We start from the raw sequence: 14,461 nt of genomic DNA, 5'->3' as shown, positions 1-14,461 counted from the left end.
ACACCATGCCCTTACAGCTAGAGGCGGACACCGTCGATTTCGCGTCCATCATCCGCCCCGGCGATACCGTCGCATGGGGCCAATCGAACGCAGAGCCCCTTGCGCTCACGCGCACTCTACTTCAGCAGCGGCACAGCATCGGCGCGTTCCGGGTCTTTCTCGGCGCCGGCAACTACGACACCTGCCGGCCTGAGCACGCGGACTGCATCGATTTCGTTTCGTACTGCGGGAGCGGCTCCAACCGCGCACTGGCCAAGGCTGGCGCGCTTGATATCCTGCCCTGCCATTATTCGCAGTTGCCAGAGATGATGGAGTCGGGTCAGCTATCGATCGACGTCCTGCTGCTGCAGTTGGCGCCACCCGACGCGCACGGCCGCTACAGCTTGTCCGTCGCGCATGAGTATCTGATTCCGGCGCTCGAGCGCGCGCGCGTCATCATTGCGGAAGTCAACGAACAGGCACCCTGGACTTACGGCGAGCGATATCTTCGCGACGACGACCTCGACTTCATTGTCCCGACGTCGCGCGCTTTGCCCGAGAGTTCGCCCAGCGCCGTCAGCCCGACGGAGCTGGCGATTGCACAGCACACGGCCGGTTTGATCGAAGACGGCGCCACCATTCAACTCGGCCTCGGCGCGATTCCAGAAGCGATCCTCGCCTGCCTGGGCGATCGGCGAGACCTTGGCATCCATTCCGGCACGATCGGGGACAAAGTCGCCGATCTGATGGAAAGCGGCGTGATCAACAATGTGCGCAAAACCATCGACACGGGCAAGACCATTGCTGGCGTGATGATGGGGGGTCGCCGCATACACGAGTTCGCGCATCGAAACGACGCCGTGCAGTTTCGTTCGACCCGCTACACGCACGATCCGAACGTGCTCGCAAGCATCGACCGCTTCGTCGCCATCAACTCGGCGGTCGAGGTCGATCTGAGTGGCCAGATCAACGCCGAAATTGCCGGTGGCGTGTATGTGGGCGCGGTGGGCGGCGCACTGGATTTCCTGCGCGGCGCGCGGCGCTCGCGTGGCGGCGTTCCTGTCATCGCATTGCCGTCCACAGCGGGCAAGGGCGCGACCCGCATCGTCGCGTCGTTGAACGGACCGGTCAGCACGCCGCGCAGCGACGCCGCCATCGTGGTGACCGAATACGGCGTGGCCGATCTGCGCGGCCTGACGCTGCGCCAAAGGCGCGAACGCATGCTGGCAATCGCCCATCCGGACCATCGCAGCGCTCTCGATCAGATGGCGGGCGTCCCGCCTTCCAATCGCTCAAGAAGCGCGACGCTCGTCCGCTGATTGCAACCGCACCCGAATCAGAACTTCAAACTTTGCAAGGAAACGTCCGATGAAACGCGCGGCAATTGTCTCCCCCGTACGAACGCCCGTCGGCACCTTTGGCGGTAGCCTGCGCGGCGTTTGCGTCGAAGATCTCGGCGCGCTCGTCGCGAATGAAACGATCCGGCGCGCAGGACTCGATCCCGCTCGCATCGACGACGTCGTCTTCGCGCAATCGTACGCGAACAGCGAAACACCTTGCGTGGGCCGCTGGATTGCGCTGCAGGCGGGCCTGCCCGTGGAGGTGCCGGGCATGCAGCTTGACCGACGTTGCGGCGGCGGCCTGCAGGCGCTCGTCACCGCCGCGATGATGGTGCAGACCGGCGCCGCCGACGTGGTGTTGGCCGGCGGCGTGGAAAGTATGAGCAATATCGAGTACTACAGCACGGACATGCGCTGGGGCGCCCGGTCGGGCTCCGTCCAGTTTCACGACCGGCTCGCGCGAGGCCGCGAGCGCTCACAGCCGGAATCGCGCTTCGGCTTTATCTCCGGCATGATCGAGACCGCGGAAAATCTGGCCACCGACTATGGCATCAGCCGCGAGGCCGCCGACGAGTTCGCGCTGCGCAGCCATCAGCGCGCGGCCGCCGCATGGGAGTCCGGCCAGATGGCCGAAGAGGTCGTGGCGGTCAGCGTTCCTCAGAAAAAAGGCCAGCCGCTTCTGTTTTCCAAAGACGAAGGATTCCGCGCCGACGCCAGCATGGAAAGCCTCGGCAAGCTTCGCGCGTTGATGCCGGGCGGCACAGTCACCGCAGGCAACTCCAGTCAGCAAAACGATGCCGCTGCCGCTTGCCTCGTCGTCGCGGAAGACCGCCTCGAAGCGCTCGGACTCGAACCCATGGCCTGGTTGACCGGCTGGGCCGCGGCCGGATGCGAGCCATCACGCATGGGCATTGGGCCCGTGCCCGCAGCGCGGAAGCTGATGACGCGCATCGGGCTTACGCTCGAACAGATGGATCTTGTCGAAGTAAACGAAGCATTCGCGTGTCAGGTGCTGGCAGTCCTCAAAGGCTGGAACTGGCACGATACCGACCGGCTCAACGTGAACGGCTCTGGCATATCGCTGGGCCACCCGATTGGCGCAACGGGCGTGCGCATCATGACAACGCTGTTGCACGAGCTGACGCGCCGGAAAGGACGTTATGCACTCGAAACCATGTGCATCGGCGGTGGCCAGGGTATTGCCGCCGTGTTCGAGCGCGCCTGATCCTGAGCGATGAAGCGCACGGCCTTGCGCCGTGCGCCGTGCGCCCGCCCGCTCAGGCCTCCACTTCGAACATCACGAAGTCGGCCTTGGTCGCACCGCACTCGGGGCAGGCCCAGTCATCGGGGATGTCTTCCCAGCGAGTGCCAGGCGCGATGCCCTCCGCGGGAAGTCCCGCTGCTTCGTCGTAGTAAAAACCGCAAAAAATGCATTGCCACTTTTTCATGATCGTCGATGAGTCGTTGAGGGTGGGGATACTTCAGGGCGCTACGTCCCAGACGAGCGGCAGATAGAGCATGCCGTTGACGGAGCCCGAGCCGCATCGGGGCTTGTCGCCCTCGCAAATGCGAAAATCGGGAATGCGTTTGAGCCACTCCTGGAGAAAAACCTTGATCTCCGTACGCGCAAGGAACGACCCCGGGCAGCGATGCGGGCCGTTGCCGAACGCTGCGTGCAGCACTGGCTTGCGCGTCAGGTCGACGGCGAGCGGATCGCTGAACTTGCGCTCGTCGAGGCCAAACAGGGAGTTTGGCAACTGAATCTGGTCGCCCTTCCTGAACTGGATGCCCTTGTATTCCATGTCCTGCGTGATGAGCCGCGCGGTGTTCGCCACGCCAAAGCGACGAATCATCTCATCGACCGACGACACCATCAGATCGGGATTCTCGATCAGCTGCCTGCGGTGCGCCGGATTCTCCGCCAGAAAGCGCGCGATGAAACCCATCGTCGACGCGACGGTATCGAGGCCACCGAACAGCACGACGATAAACATCCCGAACATGCGCTCGGGGCTGATCGGCTTGCCGTCGATCTGCGCGTTGGCGATGAGGCTGACGAGATCGCCGCCCGCCTCTGCCTTGCGCTTGTCCACCCAGGTGGAGATATAGCCAATCAGCCGGTGCTGGGATTCGTTGCGCTGCTCGAAGTTGCCGCGCACGGCCCATTCCGCCCATTCGAGCAATTGTCCTCGATCGCTCAACGGAAGATCGGCAAGACGCAGGAAAATCACGATCGGCAGGATCTTCGAGAACTCCGAGACGAACTCGCATTCGCCTCGTGGAGCGATTTTTTCGATCAGCTCGATTGCGAGCTTGCGCACGTCGCTTTCCAGCGAGGAGATAGCTTGCGGCAGGAAAGCGGGCGTGATCAGGTTGCGGTACGCGGTATGTTCGGGCGGGTCAAGCTCGAGCGGCACGAGTTGCGTTTCGTTGAGCGGCGGGATGTTGACACTGCGATGCGAAAAATGGGTGTGGTCCTTCTGCATCGCCTCGATGTCTTCGCCGCGCGTGGCGATCCAGTGGCCGCCATGGTACGGGGACCAGACGATATCGGGCCCGGTATGCAGCCTCTTCCACGCCAGATGGACGTCGTCTTGCGCACCGGGCGGATTCATATAGTCGAAATCGACCACGAGTTCTCGCGGAACATGGTCCGGCACGGTCCAGTCTTTCGTAGGGTTCATCTCGCGTCTCCTATCATTTGGTCGTCTTCGAATGGATCAATCGTCACACTTTGCATCAACGCGCCAGCGTTCATATTATGCAACGCCGTTCAGTTTTGATATTATACCGAAGCGAGCTTTTTTACATCAACGCCTATCGAACGGAGACAAGAGTGAGCGATTTCGTCAGGGACAAGGTGGTAGTGGTAACGGGTGCGGGTGCCGGCATCGGGCGCGATTTTGCGTTGCAATTCGCGGCGAACGGCGCAAAGGTCATCGTCAACGACCTGGGTCGCAACGCCGAATCCGGCCAGTTCGCCGCAGAGCGCGTCGTCGAAGAAATCAAGGAGGCCGGCGGGCAAGCGCTTGCCTCGACGGATAGCGTCGCTGAATGGGATTGCGCGCAGAAGATCGTGCAGGCCGCGCTGGACACGTTCGGCCGCATCGACTGTGTGGTCAACAACGCCGGCATCGTGCGTGACCGCATGTTCTTCAACATGAGCCTCGACGAGTGGAAGGCCGTAGTCGACGTGCATCTGAACGGGTCGTTTTTCGTGGCACGCGCGGCGGCTCCGCATTTCAAGGCACAAAACGGCGGCAGCTTCGTTCACATGACCTCCACCTCTGGTCTGATCGGCAACATCGGACAGGCCAACTACTCCGCCGCCAAGATGGGGGTCGTCGGTCTGTCGAAGTCGATTGCCCTCGACATGGCGAAATTCAACGTGCGCTCGAACTGCATCGCGCCGTGGGCATGGACCGCAATGACGGCCTCGATCCCCTCGGAGACGCCTGAGCAAAAAGCACGCGTCGAAATTCTCAAGCGCATGGAATCGCGCAAGATCGCGCCGCTCGCGGTCTACCTTGCGTCCGACCAGGCCGCAAAGGTTTCGGGTCAGATCTTCGGCGTGCGCGCCAACGAGATCTACTTCTTCAACCAGATCCGCATGATCCGGTCGCTGCATCGCGACGGCGGCTGGACGCCCGAAGCGATTGCCGAGCAGGTCATGCCGGCGTTCGAATCGAGCTTCTTCCCGAACGTGCCGTCCATGGCGCTCACGCCCTGGGATCCGGTGTAAGCGATACCGTGTCACGCCCGCGCCACATGATGCGGTGGTGGCGCGGGCGGTGCGGCGCTCACGCGCCGCACCACTTACCCTTCCTCTGAACCTCGCACGCTTTCAGACAAGCCAACGATGCGTCTTGCCTTGAGCAATACCGGCAAGTCCACCATCCGTCCATCTACGGACACCGCCCCGCCTTCTGCCCGCTCATACGCGTCGACGATTCGCCGCGCCTTGGCAATTTCATCCGCGCTCGGGCTGAACGTCGCATTGACCGCTGCAATCTGGCGCGGGTGAATGCACAGCTTCCCGCCAAAGCCCAGCGATCGCGCCTTCGACGAATCGTGCGCGAGTTGCCGTTCGTCATCGATTGCCACGGTAACGCCATCCACGGGAGACTGAATGCCCGCTACGCGGGAGGCCAGCACGATACGCGAACGCGCGAACAACAACGCGTCCCATGAACCGTCACAATCCAGATCGAGTTCGAAGTCAACCGAACCGAATATGAGTCGCTCGACGCCGGGCATGCGCGCCACGTCCAGTGCGTTCCAGACGCCCTCGGCAGATTCGATGATCGGCAATATGGGTTTCGCCGTGGCCGCCGCGACAGCGGTCAAAGCAGCCGGATTCTCCGCCTTGGGCAACACCACGCCATCGATACCATCGAACGCTGCGAGCGAGAGGTCCCGCTGGAACGACTGCGTCCCCGCGCCATTGATGCGCAAAAGTACCCGAACCGTCGATGCCAAAAATGTACGTACCGCGTCGGCAACATATGCACGCGCCGACGCTTTGTCCGCATCTGCAACAGCGTCCTCGAGGTCCACGATCACCGCATCGGCGCCTGCCGCGAGCGCCTTGGCGAATCGTTCAGGCTTGCTGCCCGGCACAAAAAGAAACGAACGCATAAAGTCTCCCATTCAGCGTCCGGTCCGGCTATGGCGACCCCGCCATCGGACCGGCTCGACGATCAGGTCAGAACAGCCGTGGCTTCCATGCGCAACGATCCGTCGCTGCCGGCGATCCACAAGCTCACCTTGCTTTGGTCCGATTCGTGTTGCTTTCCGCAAACATAGAAAGGCGAAGTGTCCACCACCGGTTTGATCGCGCGGAACGAAAACGCTCCGACGCGCGCGCCCGGCAACTCCGATCCGAGCGAGTCCAACAGTAGCGTGGCGAGCAGCGGGCCATGCACGACGAGTCCCTCGTATCCCTCTGCGCCGATCGCGTAAGGCCGATCGTAGTGAATGCGATGACCATTCAACGTAAGCGCTGAGTAGCGAAACAGCAGCACAGGATCGGGATTGACCTCGCGCGCCCATTGAGCGCCCATCGGCGCGGCCTGTAATGCTGCGGGCTTTTCGCTGGCGGCCGGATGATCGCGATACACGATATCCTGGCGTTCGACGATCGCAAGGCCGGCAGCATCGCTGACCTCGTGCTTGACCTTCACGAACACGAGATCGCCGGTACGTCCACGCTTGTGCGCAACACTCTCGATGCATGAAAGACGCGTGATCGCACTCCCTGCTTTCAGCGGCCGTAGAAACTCGAGTTGACTGCCCGCCCACATGCGGCGAGGCAAATCGACCGGCGGCAGAAAGCCGCCGCGTTTCGGATGACCGTCCGCCCCCACCATCGACTGGCGATGAACCGGCAGAAAATAAAGCCAGTGCCACAACGGCGGCAAGTCATCGCCACGTGCTGAAAGCGCGTCATCGTGGTCAAGCATGGCGCTGAGAGCCGCCATCGGCGTGGAGGTGAGCTGGTCCTGCACTTCCTCAGTGCGCCCAGTCCATTGCTGCAAATACTCGATATCCATGCGCATCGTGCCAATCACTTCAGATCCAGTGCGTCGCGAATCGCCGCAGCGATCGGAAGCAGCGGATCTTCTTCCGGCGTGGCCGGGTTGAACAGCTTGTTATGGCAGATCGCGACGGCGAGCCCGGTATCCGGGTCCGCCCAGCCGATCGAATTGCCCTGCCCCGGATGGCACAAAGCGCGCGGCGAGCGTGCCGCCGTCACCGGCGGATGGTTGCCGCCGAACCAGAAGCCACCGATCGTGATTGGAATCGGAAAGCCGAACATCACCGGGTCGGGCTCCTCGCTATTGGCGCGTGGCGTGTTCAGCGTGGCGACGAGCTCCTTCGAGAGTATCCTCACGCCGTCCAACTCGCCGCCGCATGCCAGCATTGCCCAGAAGCGCGCCTCACTGCGTGCATTGAAGATCCCGCCAACGCCCGCTACTTCCGCGCGCCGCACGTCTGGGCGCTCGAACACTTGCGGCGCCAATGCGACCTGTTGCGGCATCGAACGCAGGAACAGCGGCGGCAGGTATTCCGCGGGAACCGGCACCATTGCATCGGTGAGACGCGCGATGCGCGGTTCGACTTCGTCGGGAATGCCGATCCATAGATCGTCGATGCCGAGTGGCATTGCAATCTCCTCCCGGACAAAACGGCCCAGCGAGCGCTTCTTCGGATCGGCGCGCCGCACCAGCTCGCCAACGATCCAGCCGAACGTCATCGAGAGGTACAGCGTCTTCGTCCCCGGCTCCGCAAGCGGCTCAAGGTTGGCGATGGCCCTGGTCATCCACTGCCAGTCACACATCAGCTCCGGTGTGACGCCTTCGGGCATTTGCGGCACACACGCGCGATGAGTCAGCACATCGCGCACCGTCGTTTTCTGCTTGCCGTGGGCACCGTACTCTGGCCAGTAGCGTGTCACCGGCGCGTCGTATTCGATGAGCCCGCGGTCGGCCAGGATATGCAACGCGGTTGCTGCAACGGCCTTCGTCACCGAATACACATTGAACAGCGTTTCGCCGTCGACCGGACGGCCGGTGGACGGATCGGCCACGCCGCTCCATGCGTCGATCATGAGCTTGCCGTTCAGATAGGCCGCCACCTGCACGCCGACCTCACCGCCTTCCCGTGTGGCGCGGTCGAGCGCCTGCTGAACGATCGCGTTGCGCTCCGTTGATGCTTGCACGACCAAGGTCATATCGTGTCTCCCATTCGTGAACATTCGCGTTGACGGGCTACCTCTTGCCGGACTGCGCGGTAATGCCGGCCAGTCCTTCTAGCGCGAGCCCGTAGCCCAGTTCGTCGACCATGCGGCGCTTGAACGGCTGCGTGAAGACCGCGCGCGTGTATCGCAGCGTTTCGATCGGCTTCGCCGCGAGTTCCTGCGCCATTTGCCACGCACGTTCGAGCAAGGTGTCGTGCGCGACGACTTCGCCGACGACGCCGAGCTCCCACGCGCGCTGCGCCGTGATGCGCTCGCCGCTGAGAAGAAAATAGCGGGCGCGGTTGTGACCAATCAGCATCGGCCAGACGATCTGCACGCCGTCCGCCGGCACGACGCCGTGAACGAAGTGCGCCTGGTCAGAGATTTCGGCGCGACTGGAGGCCAGCACGATATCGGACAACACGAGCAACTCGGCATGAATGAGTGCCGGCCCGTTGATCGCGCCGATCACCGGAACCGGAATGTCCAGCAGTTGCATCAGCAGATCCTGCCCCTCGCGCTGCAGGCGCGGCCAGACTTGCACAAGCGGCTCCGCCGGCAACTCGGCGTTATTCATCGCGTCGCAGAACGAATCGCCGGTGCCGGTCAGGATGACTACGCGATTATCGAGGTCGCGTGCGATCCGGTAGAACGCCTCGCCTAGCTGGCTGTGAATGCTGCGATCGAGCGCGCCCCACTTGAGCGGGCCGCCATCGGTATGCAGGCGCACTTGCAAAATACCGTCGCGTCGCTCGCAGTCGATGTTCGTAAAGCGCCCGCTGTAGTCTTCAAGGCGGCTCATCGCGCGTCCTCCAGGATCAGGCCGGCGGCGCGCCATGCCATCGCCATCATGGGGCCATTCGTGTTGCCGGAGATCATCGTGGGTGTTACGGAGAGATCCATCACGCGCAGGCGTTCGACACCGCGCACGCGCAGCCGCGAATCGAGCACGGCAAGCGTGTCCGATCCCATCTTGCAGGTACCGCAAGCGTGATAGCCGGATTGGCCTTCACGCCGGTAGAGGTCGAGAATCTCGTCATCGGTCTGGACGGCGGGGCCTGGGCGTGTCTCCCCTGCCAGCAGGCTGGCAAGCGGCTCGGCGGCCAGCACGCTGCGCATGAACCGGAATGCGTTGACAGCCATCTGCCGGTCGTACGGATCGGCAAGGTAGTTCGCGACGACTTCGGGCACGCGGGCGTCCGCGGACTGGATCCTGACGTGCCCTTCGCTGCGCGGGCGCAGCGGGTAGCTGAAGAGCTGCATGCCTGGGAACGACTCGAACGCGAAACCGTCCGCGCCGAAATCCATCGAGTACGGCGCCATCATCAGTTGAACATCGGGACGCATCGCATCCGCCGCGGTCTTGACGAAGCCGCCCACCTGGTACGAGCCGAGCGACATCACGCCACGGCGGAACAGCAGATACTGCATCGCGTTGCGCCATAAGCGCATGCCGCTGAACTGCCGGTTCTGCGAATCGCGCCAGTGCCGCAGGCGGGCCTGCAGCATATATAGATAGTGCTCGCGCAGGTTCCGTCCGACCCCCGGGCTTGCTGCCACGACAGGAATGCCAAGCGACCGCAGATGGCCGGGATCGCCAACGCCCGACAACTGCAAAAGCCGCGGCGACTCGATCGCGCCCGCCGAGAGCACGACCTCGCGACGCGCACGGTAAGCGATCTGCTGCCCCGCGCTTTCGCACTGCACGCCGACGGCGCGCGTGCCGTCAAACACGATTCGCGCGGCTTGCGTGCCGGTAGCGACTGTGAGGTTCTTGCGCGCCCTCGCGGGCTTCAGAAAGGCTTCGGCCGAGCTTTGCCGACGACCGTTGCGTATCGTATAGATCAGATAGGCCACGCCCTCATGATCGAGCCTGTTGATATCTTCCAAGCGCCGCACGCCGAGCGACCGGCACGCTTCGAGTACGGCCTCGCCGATTCGATTGCGCTGCGCGTACGGTGACACTTTCAGCGGGCCGCCCTCTCCACGCAGCTCATCGGCGCCGAGCGCGTGATCTTCGATGCGCCGGAAGCAAGGCGCCAGGTTCTGCCAGCTCCAGCCCTCGACACCCAGTTCGGCCCATCCGTCGTAGTCCTCGGGATGACCTCGCATATACACCATGCCGTTGATGCTGCTGGAACCGCCGAGCATCTTGCCGCGAAGCCAGATTTCGTTGCGATGCCCGTTGCCATGATCGGGCTGCACCGGAATGATCCAGGCATGAGCTGGATCGCCCAGCAGCTTGCCAAAGCCTTTTGGCATCCGGATCAACGGATTGCGATCTTCCGGACCTGCCTCGATGAGTAACACGGTATGGTGCCCGCTCTCCGAAAGACGATTGGCTAGCACGCAACCCGCCGCACCCGCGCCAATCACGATAAAGTCAAACTCGGTCATCTATGCGTTCTCCACCGTCCGTGCCTTGTCGGCCGGCCCCATCCATAGCACGCGAGGCCGGCGTTGTTCCTGTTAGCCGAAGATGACGGGAATCGAATGCGGAACGCGCATCATGATCCCGTTGATCGGTGGAGCTGGCGCGGCCGGATCGAGCCGAAGATTGGGCAGGCGATCGAGAATCGCGTTGAGCGCGCGCGTCATTTCCACGCGCGCCAGGTGCTGGCCGATGCACACGTGCGGGCCATAGGCGAATGCAAAGTGCCGGTGACCCGCCTTGCGATAGATGTCGAACCTGTCCGGATCGGCGAAACGGCTGGGGTCGCGATTGGCGCTGCCCGCCACCACGTCGAGAAATGCGCCGGCAGGAATCTCGACACCGCCGAGCGTGACATCACGCGTCGCCATACGCGACTGCATCAACACGGGGCCGTCCCAGCGCAGAGCCTCTTCGATCGCCGCCGCGACCAGCGTGCGATCCTGGCGCACCGCTTCGAGCTGTACCGGATCGCGCAGCAACGCAAGCAACAGTACGCTGGTCGCGCGATAGGTCGTGTCGCCGCCCGCATTCACCAGCTGGCGAAGAAACGAAATGACGACCTCGTCCGGTAGCCGCTCGCCGTCCACCTCCGCGGTGGCCAGCGAGCTCACCAGATCGTCGCCGGGATGACTGCGGCGCTCGTCGACGAGCCGCGCGAAATAGGTGCCCAGCTTCGTCGATGCCTCCACGCCATGCTCGACATCGATCGAAACCAGCGTCTGTGCGATGGCGAGCTTGTGAAAGATCTTCACATCTTCCGGCGGCAATGCCAGTTGCCGATAGATGATGTTGAACGGGTAGTGAAGCGTGAACTCGTTGACGAGATCCGCATGTCCGCGATCCATGAACTTCGACATCAGCTCGCTCACCACTGGGTCGACCAGCGTATCGCCCCATGCCGCGACGGTGTGCGGCAAAAAGGCCTTCTGGAAGATGCGGCGGTAGCGCGAGTGCTCGGGCGCATCCATCGTCGAGATACTGCGCCCGAAGCTGATGCCGAGATTGCGCTCGTAAGACTTGTTTGAAAACGTTGCCGGGTCGCCAAGCACCTTCGAGACTTCGTCGTATCCGAATACGGAATAGTGCGCGACATCGGACATGGTCAAGTCCGCCGCGCCGCCCATCAGCACACGGTAGTCGCCTTCCTGAACCGCAGCCTTTTCCCGCAGTTTCGCAATGCGTGGATAAGGGTCCGCATCGGCACCGTAAGCGAGTGAATCCTCGAAAAAGGGGTTGAACTCAGGATCGTCGAAGTCCTCGAGTCGCAGCGCGCCGGCCATGGTTCCTGTCTCCATTAATCGTTTGTTTGCAGGCACCTCTGCTTTTGCGTGAGGTACCAATATTTGAACTATGTTCTATTTTGCACAAGTGTGCAAGATCGATTTATCATTCGCGGAAGGGGATGTTGCGCGCTTTCTGGCTCGCGCCCCGCCATCAAAGGGAAACCATGCCGTCCAGCACCACGCACGCCGCCAGCAGACGGGCGACTGCCATCAATGAGCCGCGTGCCCCAGCGCGCAGCACGACGCCAGAGCGCATTCTCGATACGGCCGAGCGGCTGTTCGCGATGCACGGCTACTTCGGCACGTCGATTCGCGACATCATGCAGAGCTGTGGCATGGAGCTGAGCCTCGCGCGGTACCACTTCGGCAGCAAAGACGCGCTGTTTCAGCAGGCGATCGGCCGCCGCGCCGCGGTGATCAGCCGGCAGGTCATCGAATCGCTCGAGGCCGAACTGGCACCCCTGCAAGGCAAGCGCCCCGACGTGGAAGCAATCGTGACCGCACTTTCCGCACCGGCCTTCGCGCATCTGAAGAGCGGCGATCCGGGGTGGCGAAATTACTTGCGCCTGCTAACCCAGATTGGCTGTCTTCTGGAGCGCCCCGATCTCACGGCGCCGTTTTATGATCAATACGCGCCTGCGGCCGCGCGCTACCGTGACGCCTTCGCCAAGGCACTTCCCCACGTCACGCGGGAGACCGTCGAACTGGTGCAGCATTTCGTCGAGTCCGTGTTTCATCTCGTGCTCAACGAGCTTTACGCGCAGGAAGCGCGCTCCGGAGCCGAGGCACTCGCGACAGCACATATCGAGCGCATGCGCACCTATCTGATTCGTTTCGCGGTTGGCGGCATCGAGGCGATGGTCAGCTCCGCCTCGGCCCAACGGGGTTCATGAGCATTGACAGTCGCAGCGACCGTCGTTCACAATTTAGAACATTATTCAGACTTACTGTGGCCGCAGCGAGCCTGCGGCCGTGCGAGATGGAGTTAGCCTCATGACAGCTGAAGACGCAGAGAACATCGCGCTGATCGTCGGGGCGGGTCACGCAGCAGGAGAATGCGCGACCGCGATCCGAGAACAGGGATGGACGGGACGCATCGTGATGGTGGGAGAAGAACCGCATTTGCCCTACCAACGGCCGCCGCTCTCCAAGGCATTCCTGTCGGGCGAATCGACCGCCGAGCAGCTGTACCTGAAACCGCTGTCGACGTACGACAAAGCGCGTGTCGAGTTCATCCCGAACACGCGCGCGCAGCGCATCGACCGTGACGCGAAACGGGTCACGCTGTCCAACGGCAGCGAAATCAGCTATACGAAACTGGTTCTGGCCACCGGCGGCCGCGCGCGGCGCCTCGCGTTGCCGGGTATCGAAGCGACCGAGAAGCTGCAGAATTTTCACTACCTTCGCACGCTCGATCACGTCGCGCGCATTCGAAACCAGTTTCATGCCGGCTCGCGCCTCGTGATCATCGGCGGTGGATATATCGGGCTGGAAGTGGCTGCGGTAGCCGTGAAGCGCGGCTTGCGCGTCACCGTGCTGGAGGCGTTGCCGCGCGTCCTCGCGCGCGTCACGGCTCCCGAGCTTTCCAGGTTCTACGAGGAAGTTCACCGCGAAGCCGGAGTCGACATCCGTACCAACGCGATCGTGAGTGGGTTCGAACTCGACGCATCCGGCGACGCCGTTGCCGCCGTGTGCTGCGCGGACGGCACGCGCGTCGCCGCGGATCTCGTCATCGTCGGCGTGGGACTGGAGCCCGCCACCGAACTCGCGCAAGCGGCCGGCCTTGCTGTCGACAACGGCATCATGGTCGACGAACACACGCGCACGTCCGACCCGGACATCTTTGCGGTCGGGGATTGCACCAATCACCCCAACCCTTCCCTCGGACGCCGCCTGCGCCTCGAGTCGGTCCCTAACGCGCTGGAGCAGGCCCGCACCGCCGCTGCGTCGTTGTGCGGCAAGGAGCGTGTCTACAACAGCGTGCCGTGGTTCTGGTCCGACCAATACGATCTGAAGCTCAAGATGGTCGGCTTGTCCCTCGGCTACGACGAGTTCGTCCTGCGCGGCGATCCCAAAGCCCGCTCTTTCTCGGCGTTTTATCTCAAGGACGGCGTCATGCTCGCAGCCGATACGGTCAGCCGTGTACCCGAATTCGTGCTGGCCAAGCGTTTCGTTGCCGAGAAAATTCCGGTCCGCGCCGCCGATCTCGCCAACGAATCGATCCCGTTGAAAAGTCTGCTTCCCTAGTCCAATTCATTTTTCAGAGGTTCAGAAGCCATGCCGCTCATTCGATTCATCCAGCCGGACGGCAGCGAGGCCGCCGTAAGCGCCAACGTTGGCGATTCAGTCATGCAAACAGCGGTGAACAACCAGATCCCGGGCATTCTCGGCGATTGCGGCGGCAGCTGCAGCTGCGCAACCTGTCACGCGTATGTCGACGACACCTGGAGCAGCCACATGCCAGCGGCGCAATCCTATGAAGTCGACATGCTCACCTGCGCGATGGACGTGCGCGAAAACAGCCGCCTGACATGCCAGATCTTCATGACGCCGGAACTGGACGGGCTGGTGGTGCGTCTGCCCGATCTGACGGCGTAAGCGCAATGGGCACAGAGGCCTCCCGCACGACGCTGATCACCGGCGCCGGCGCTGCCTCAGGCATCGGCGCGGCGCCGACCCGGCATCC

Annotated in this window: 14 protein-coding genes; 6 read left to right on the top strand and 8 right to left on the bottom strand. The window is 62.8% G+C overall.

Annotated elements, in window-relative coordinates; genetic code table 11:
• The first annotated feature begins 5 nt into the window (after positions 1–5).
• Together HDG33_RS19775 and HDG33_RS19770 are read left to right on the top strand one after the other, a co-directional pair.
• The gene (locus HDG33_RS19775; RefSeq protein ID WP_184032528.1) at positions 6–1,298 is read left to right on the top strand and encodes an acetyl-CoA hydrolase/transferase family protein; all 1,293 of its coding nucleotides are present in this window, start codon (positions 6–8) and stop codon (positions 1,296–1,298) included.
• A gap of 49 nt (positions 1,299–1,347) precedes the next feature.
• Positions 1,348–2,544, top strand: coding sequence for an acetyl-CoA C-acetyltransferase (locus tag HDG33_RS19770; protein WP_184032243.1), 1,197 nt, complete (start codon positions 1,348–1,350; stop codon positions 2,542–2,544).
• Between the two features lie 52 nt (positions 2,545–2,596).
• Here HDG33_RS19770 and HDG33_RS19765 read toward each other — a convergent pair whose 3' ends face one another.
• The gene (locus HDG33_RS19765) at positions 2,597–2,767 is read right to left on the bottom strand and encodes a rubredoxin (protein ID WP_090808851.1); all 171 of its coding nucleotides are present in this window, start codon (positions 2,765–2,767) and stop codon (positions 2,597–2,599) included.
• 33 nt (positions 2,768–2,800) lie between these two features.
• Positions 2,801–4,003 carry a cytochrome P450 gene (locus HDG33_RS19760; RefSeq protein ID WP_184032241.1) on the bottom strand — a complete coding sequence of 401 codons (1,203 nt, stop codon included), beginning with the start codon at positions 4,001–4,003 and terminating at the stop codon, positions 2,801–2,803.
• Positions 4,004–4,155: 152 nt separating this feature from the next.
• Between HDG33_RS19760 and HDG33_RS19755 the strand changes: the two genes are divergently transcribed.
• A complete protein-coding gene (locus tag HDG33_RS19755; RefSeq protein WP_184032524.1) occupies positions 4,156–5,061 on the top strand; it encodes an SDR family NAD(P)-dependent oxidoreductase in 906 nt (301 codons plus the stop codon).
• Between the two features lie 74 nt (positions 5,062–5,135).
• On the opposite strand, the gene HDG33_RS19750 is transcribed toward HDG33_RS19755, so the two are convergent.
• The 6 genes from HDG33_RS19750 to HDG33_RS19725 form a co-directional block, all read right to left on the bottom strand.
• A complete protein-coding gene (locus HDG33_RS19750; protein WP_184032240.1) occupies positions 5,136–5,957 on the bottom strand; it encodes a CoA ester lyase in 822 nt (273 codons plus the stop codon).
• A 62-nt stretch (positions 5,958–6,019) separates the two neighbouring features.
• Positions 6,020–6,877, bottom strand: a complete 858-nt coding sequence (locus HDG33_RS19745; protein WP_184032509.1) for a MaoC family dehydratase N-terminal domain-containing protein — start codon at positions 6,875–6,877, stop codon at positions 6,020–6,022.
• Between the two features lie 8 nt (positions 6,878–6,885).
• A complete protein-coding gene (locus tag HDG33_RS19740; protein WP_311548350.1) occupies positions 6,886–8,040 on the bottom strand; it encodes a serine hydrolase domain-containing protein in 1,155 nt (384 codons plus the stop codon).
• A 49-nt stretch (positions 8,041–8,089) separates the two neighbouring features.
• On the bottom strand, positions 8,090–8,860 hold the full coding sequence (locus HDG33_RS19735) for an enoyl-CoA hydratase/isomerase family protein (RefSeq protein ID WP_184032238.1): 771 nt from the start codon (positions 8,858–8,860) through the stop codon (positions 8,090–8,092).
• Positions 8,857–10,455 (bottom strand): GMC family oxidoreductase, encoded by a 1,599-nt coding sequence (locus HDG33_RS19730; RefSeq protein WP_184032237.1) that lies wholly within the window; start codon positions 10,453–10,455, stop codon positions 8,857–8,859. Before HDG33_RS19730 ends, HDG33_RS19735 begins: the two co-directional genes overlap by 4 nt.
• 72 nt (positions 10,456–10,527) lie before the next feature.
• On the bottom strand, positions 10,528–11,772 hold the full coding sequence (locus HDG33_RS19725; protein ID WP_184032236.1) for a cytochrome P450: 1,245 nt from the start codon (positions 11,770–11,772) through the stop codon (positions 10,528–10,530).
• 125 nt (positions 11,773–11,897) lie between these two features.
• Between HDG33_RS19725 and HDG33_RS19720 the strand changes: the two genes are divergently transcribed.
• The 3 genes from HDG33_RS19720 to HDG33_RS19710 all read left to right on the top strand — a co-directional run bounded on the left by HDG33_RS19720 (position 11,898) and on the right by HDG33_RS19710 (position 14,373).
• Positions 11,898–12,668: a TetR/AcrR family transcriptional regulator gene (locus HDG33_RS19720; protein WP_260330510.1), complete on the top strand. Its 771-nt coding sequence runs from the start codon at positions 11,898–11,900 to the stop codon at positions 12,666–12,668.
• A 100-nt stretch (positions 12,669–12,768) separates the two neighbouring features.
• Entirely contained in the window at positions 12,769–14,022 is a 1,254-nt protein-coding gene (locus tag HDG33_RS19715; RefSeq protein WP_184032235.1) for an NAD(P)/FAD-dependent oxidoreductase, read from the top strand.
• A 30-nt stretch (positions 14,023–14,052) separates the two neighbouring features.
• Positions 14,053–14,373: a 2Fe-2S iron-sulfur cluster-binding protein gene (locus HDG33_RS19710; protein WP_184032234.1), complete on the top strand. Its 321-nt coding sequence runs from the start codon at positions 14,053–14,055 to the stop codon at positions 14,371–14,373.
• Positions 14,374–14,461 lie beyond the last annotated feature (88 nt).

This window comes from Paraburkholderia sp. Cpub6 (assembly GCF_014201065.1).
GTDB lineage: Bacteria > Pseudomonadota > Gammaproteobacteria > Burkholderiales > Burkholderiaceae > Paraburkholderia > Paraburkholderia tuberum.
This window is presented reverse-complemented; position numbering and strand designations above follow the sequence as displayed.

Bases quoted from the DNA above. Each gene is read 5' to 3' on its own strand.
- HDG33_RS19775 (WP_184032528.1), top strand. From the start codon at position 6: ATGCCCTTACAGCTAGAGGCGGACACCGTCGATTTCGCGTCCATCATC.
- HDG33_RS19770 (WP_184032243.1), top strand. From the start codon at position 1,348: ATGAAACGCGCGGCAATTGTCTCCCCCGTACGAACGCCCGTCGGCACC.
- HDG33_RS19710 (WP_184032234.1), top strand. From the start codon at position 14,053: ATGCCGCTCATTCGATTCATCCAGCCGGACGGCAGCGAGGCCGCCGTA.
- HDG33_RS19730 (WP_184032237.1), bottom strand. From the start codon at position 10,455: ATGACCGAGTTTGACTTTATCGTGATTGGCGCGGGTGCGGCGGGTTGC.
- HDG33_RS19760 (WP_184032241.1), bottom strand. From the start codon at position 4,003: ATGAACCCTACGAAAGACTGGACCGTGCCGGACCATGTTCCGCGAGAA.
- HDG33_RS19715 (WP_184032235.1), top strand. From the start codon at position 12,769: ATGACAGCTGAAGACGCAGAGAACATCGCGCTGATCGTCGGGGCGGGT.
- HDG33_RS19765 (WP_090808851.1), bottom strand. From the start codon at position 2,767: ATGAAAAAGTGGCAATGCATTTTTTGCGGTTTTTACTACGACGAAGCA.
- HDG33_RS19750 (WP_184032240.1), bottom strand. From the start codon at position 5,957: ATGCGTTCGTTTCTTTTTGTGCCGGGCAGCAAGCCTGAACGATTCGCC.
- HDG33_RS19745 (WP_184032509.1), bottom strand. From the start codon at position 6,877: ATGCGCATGGATATCGAGTATTTGCAGCAATGGACTGGGCGCACTGAG.
- HDG33_RS19725 (WP_184032236.1), bottom strand. From the start codon at position 11,772: ATGGCCGGCGCGCTGCGACTCGAGGACTTCGACGATCCTGAGTTCAAC.
- HDG33_RS19735 (WP_184032238.1), bottom strand. From the start codon at position 8,860: ATGAGCCGCCTTGAAGACTACAGCGGGCGCTTTACGAACATCGACTGC.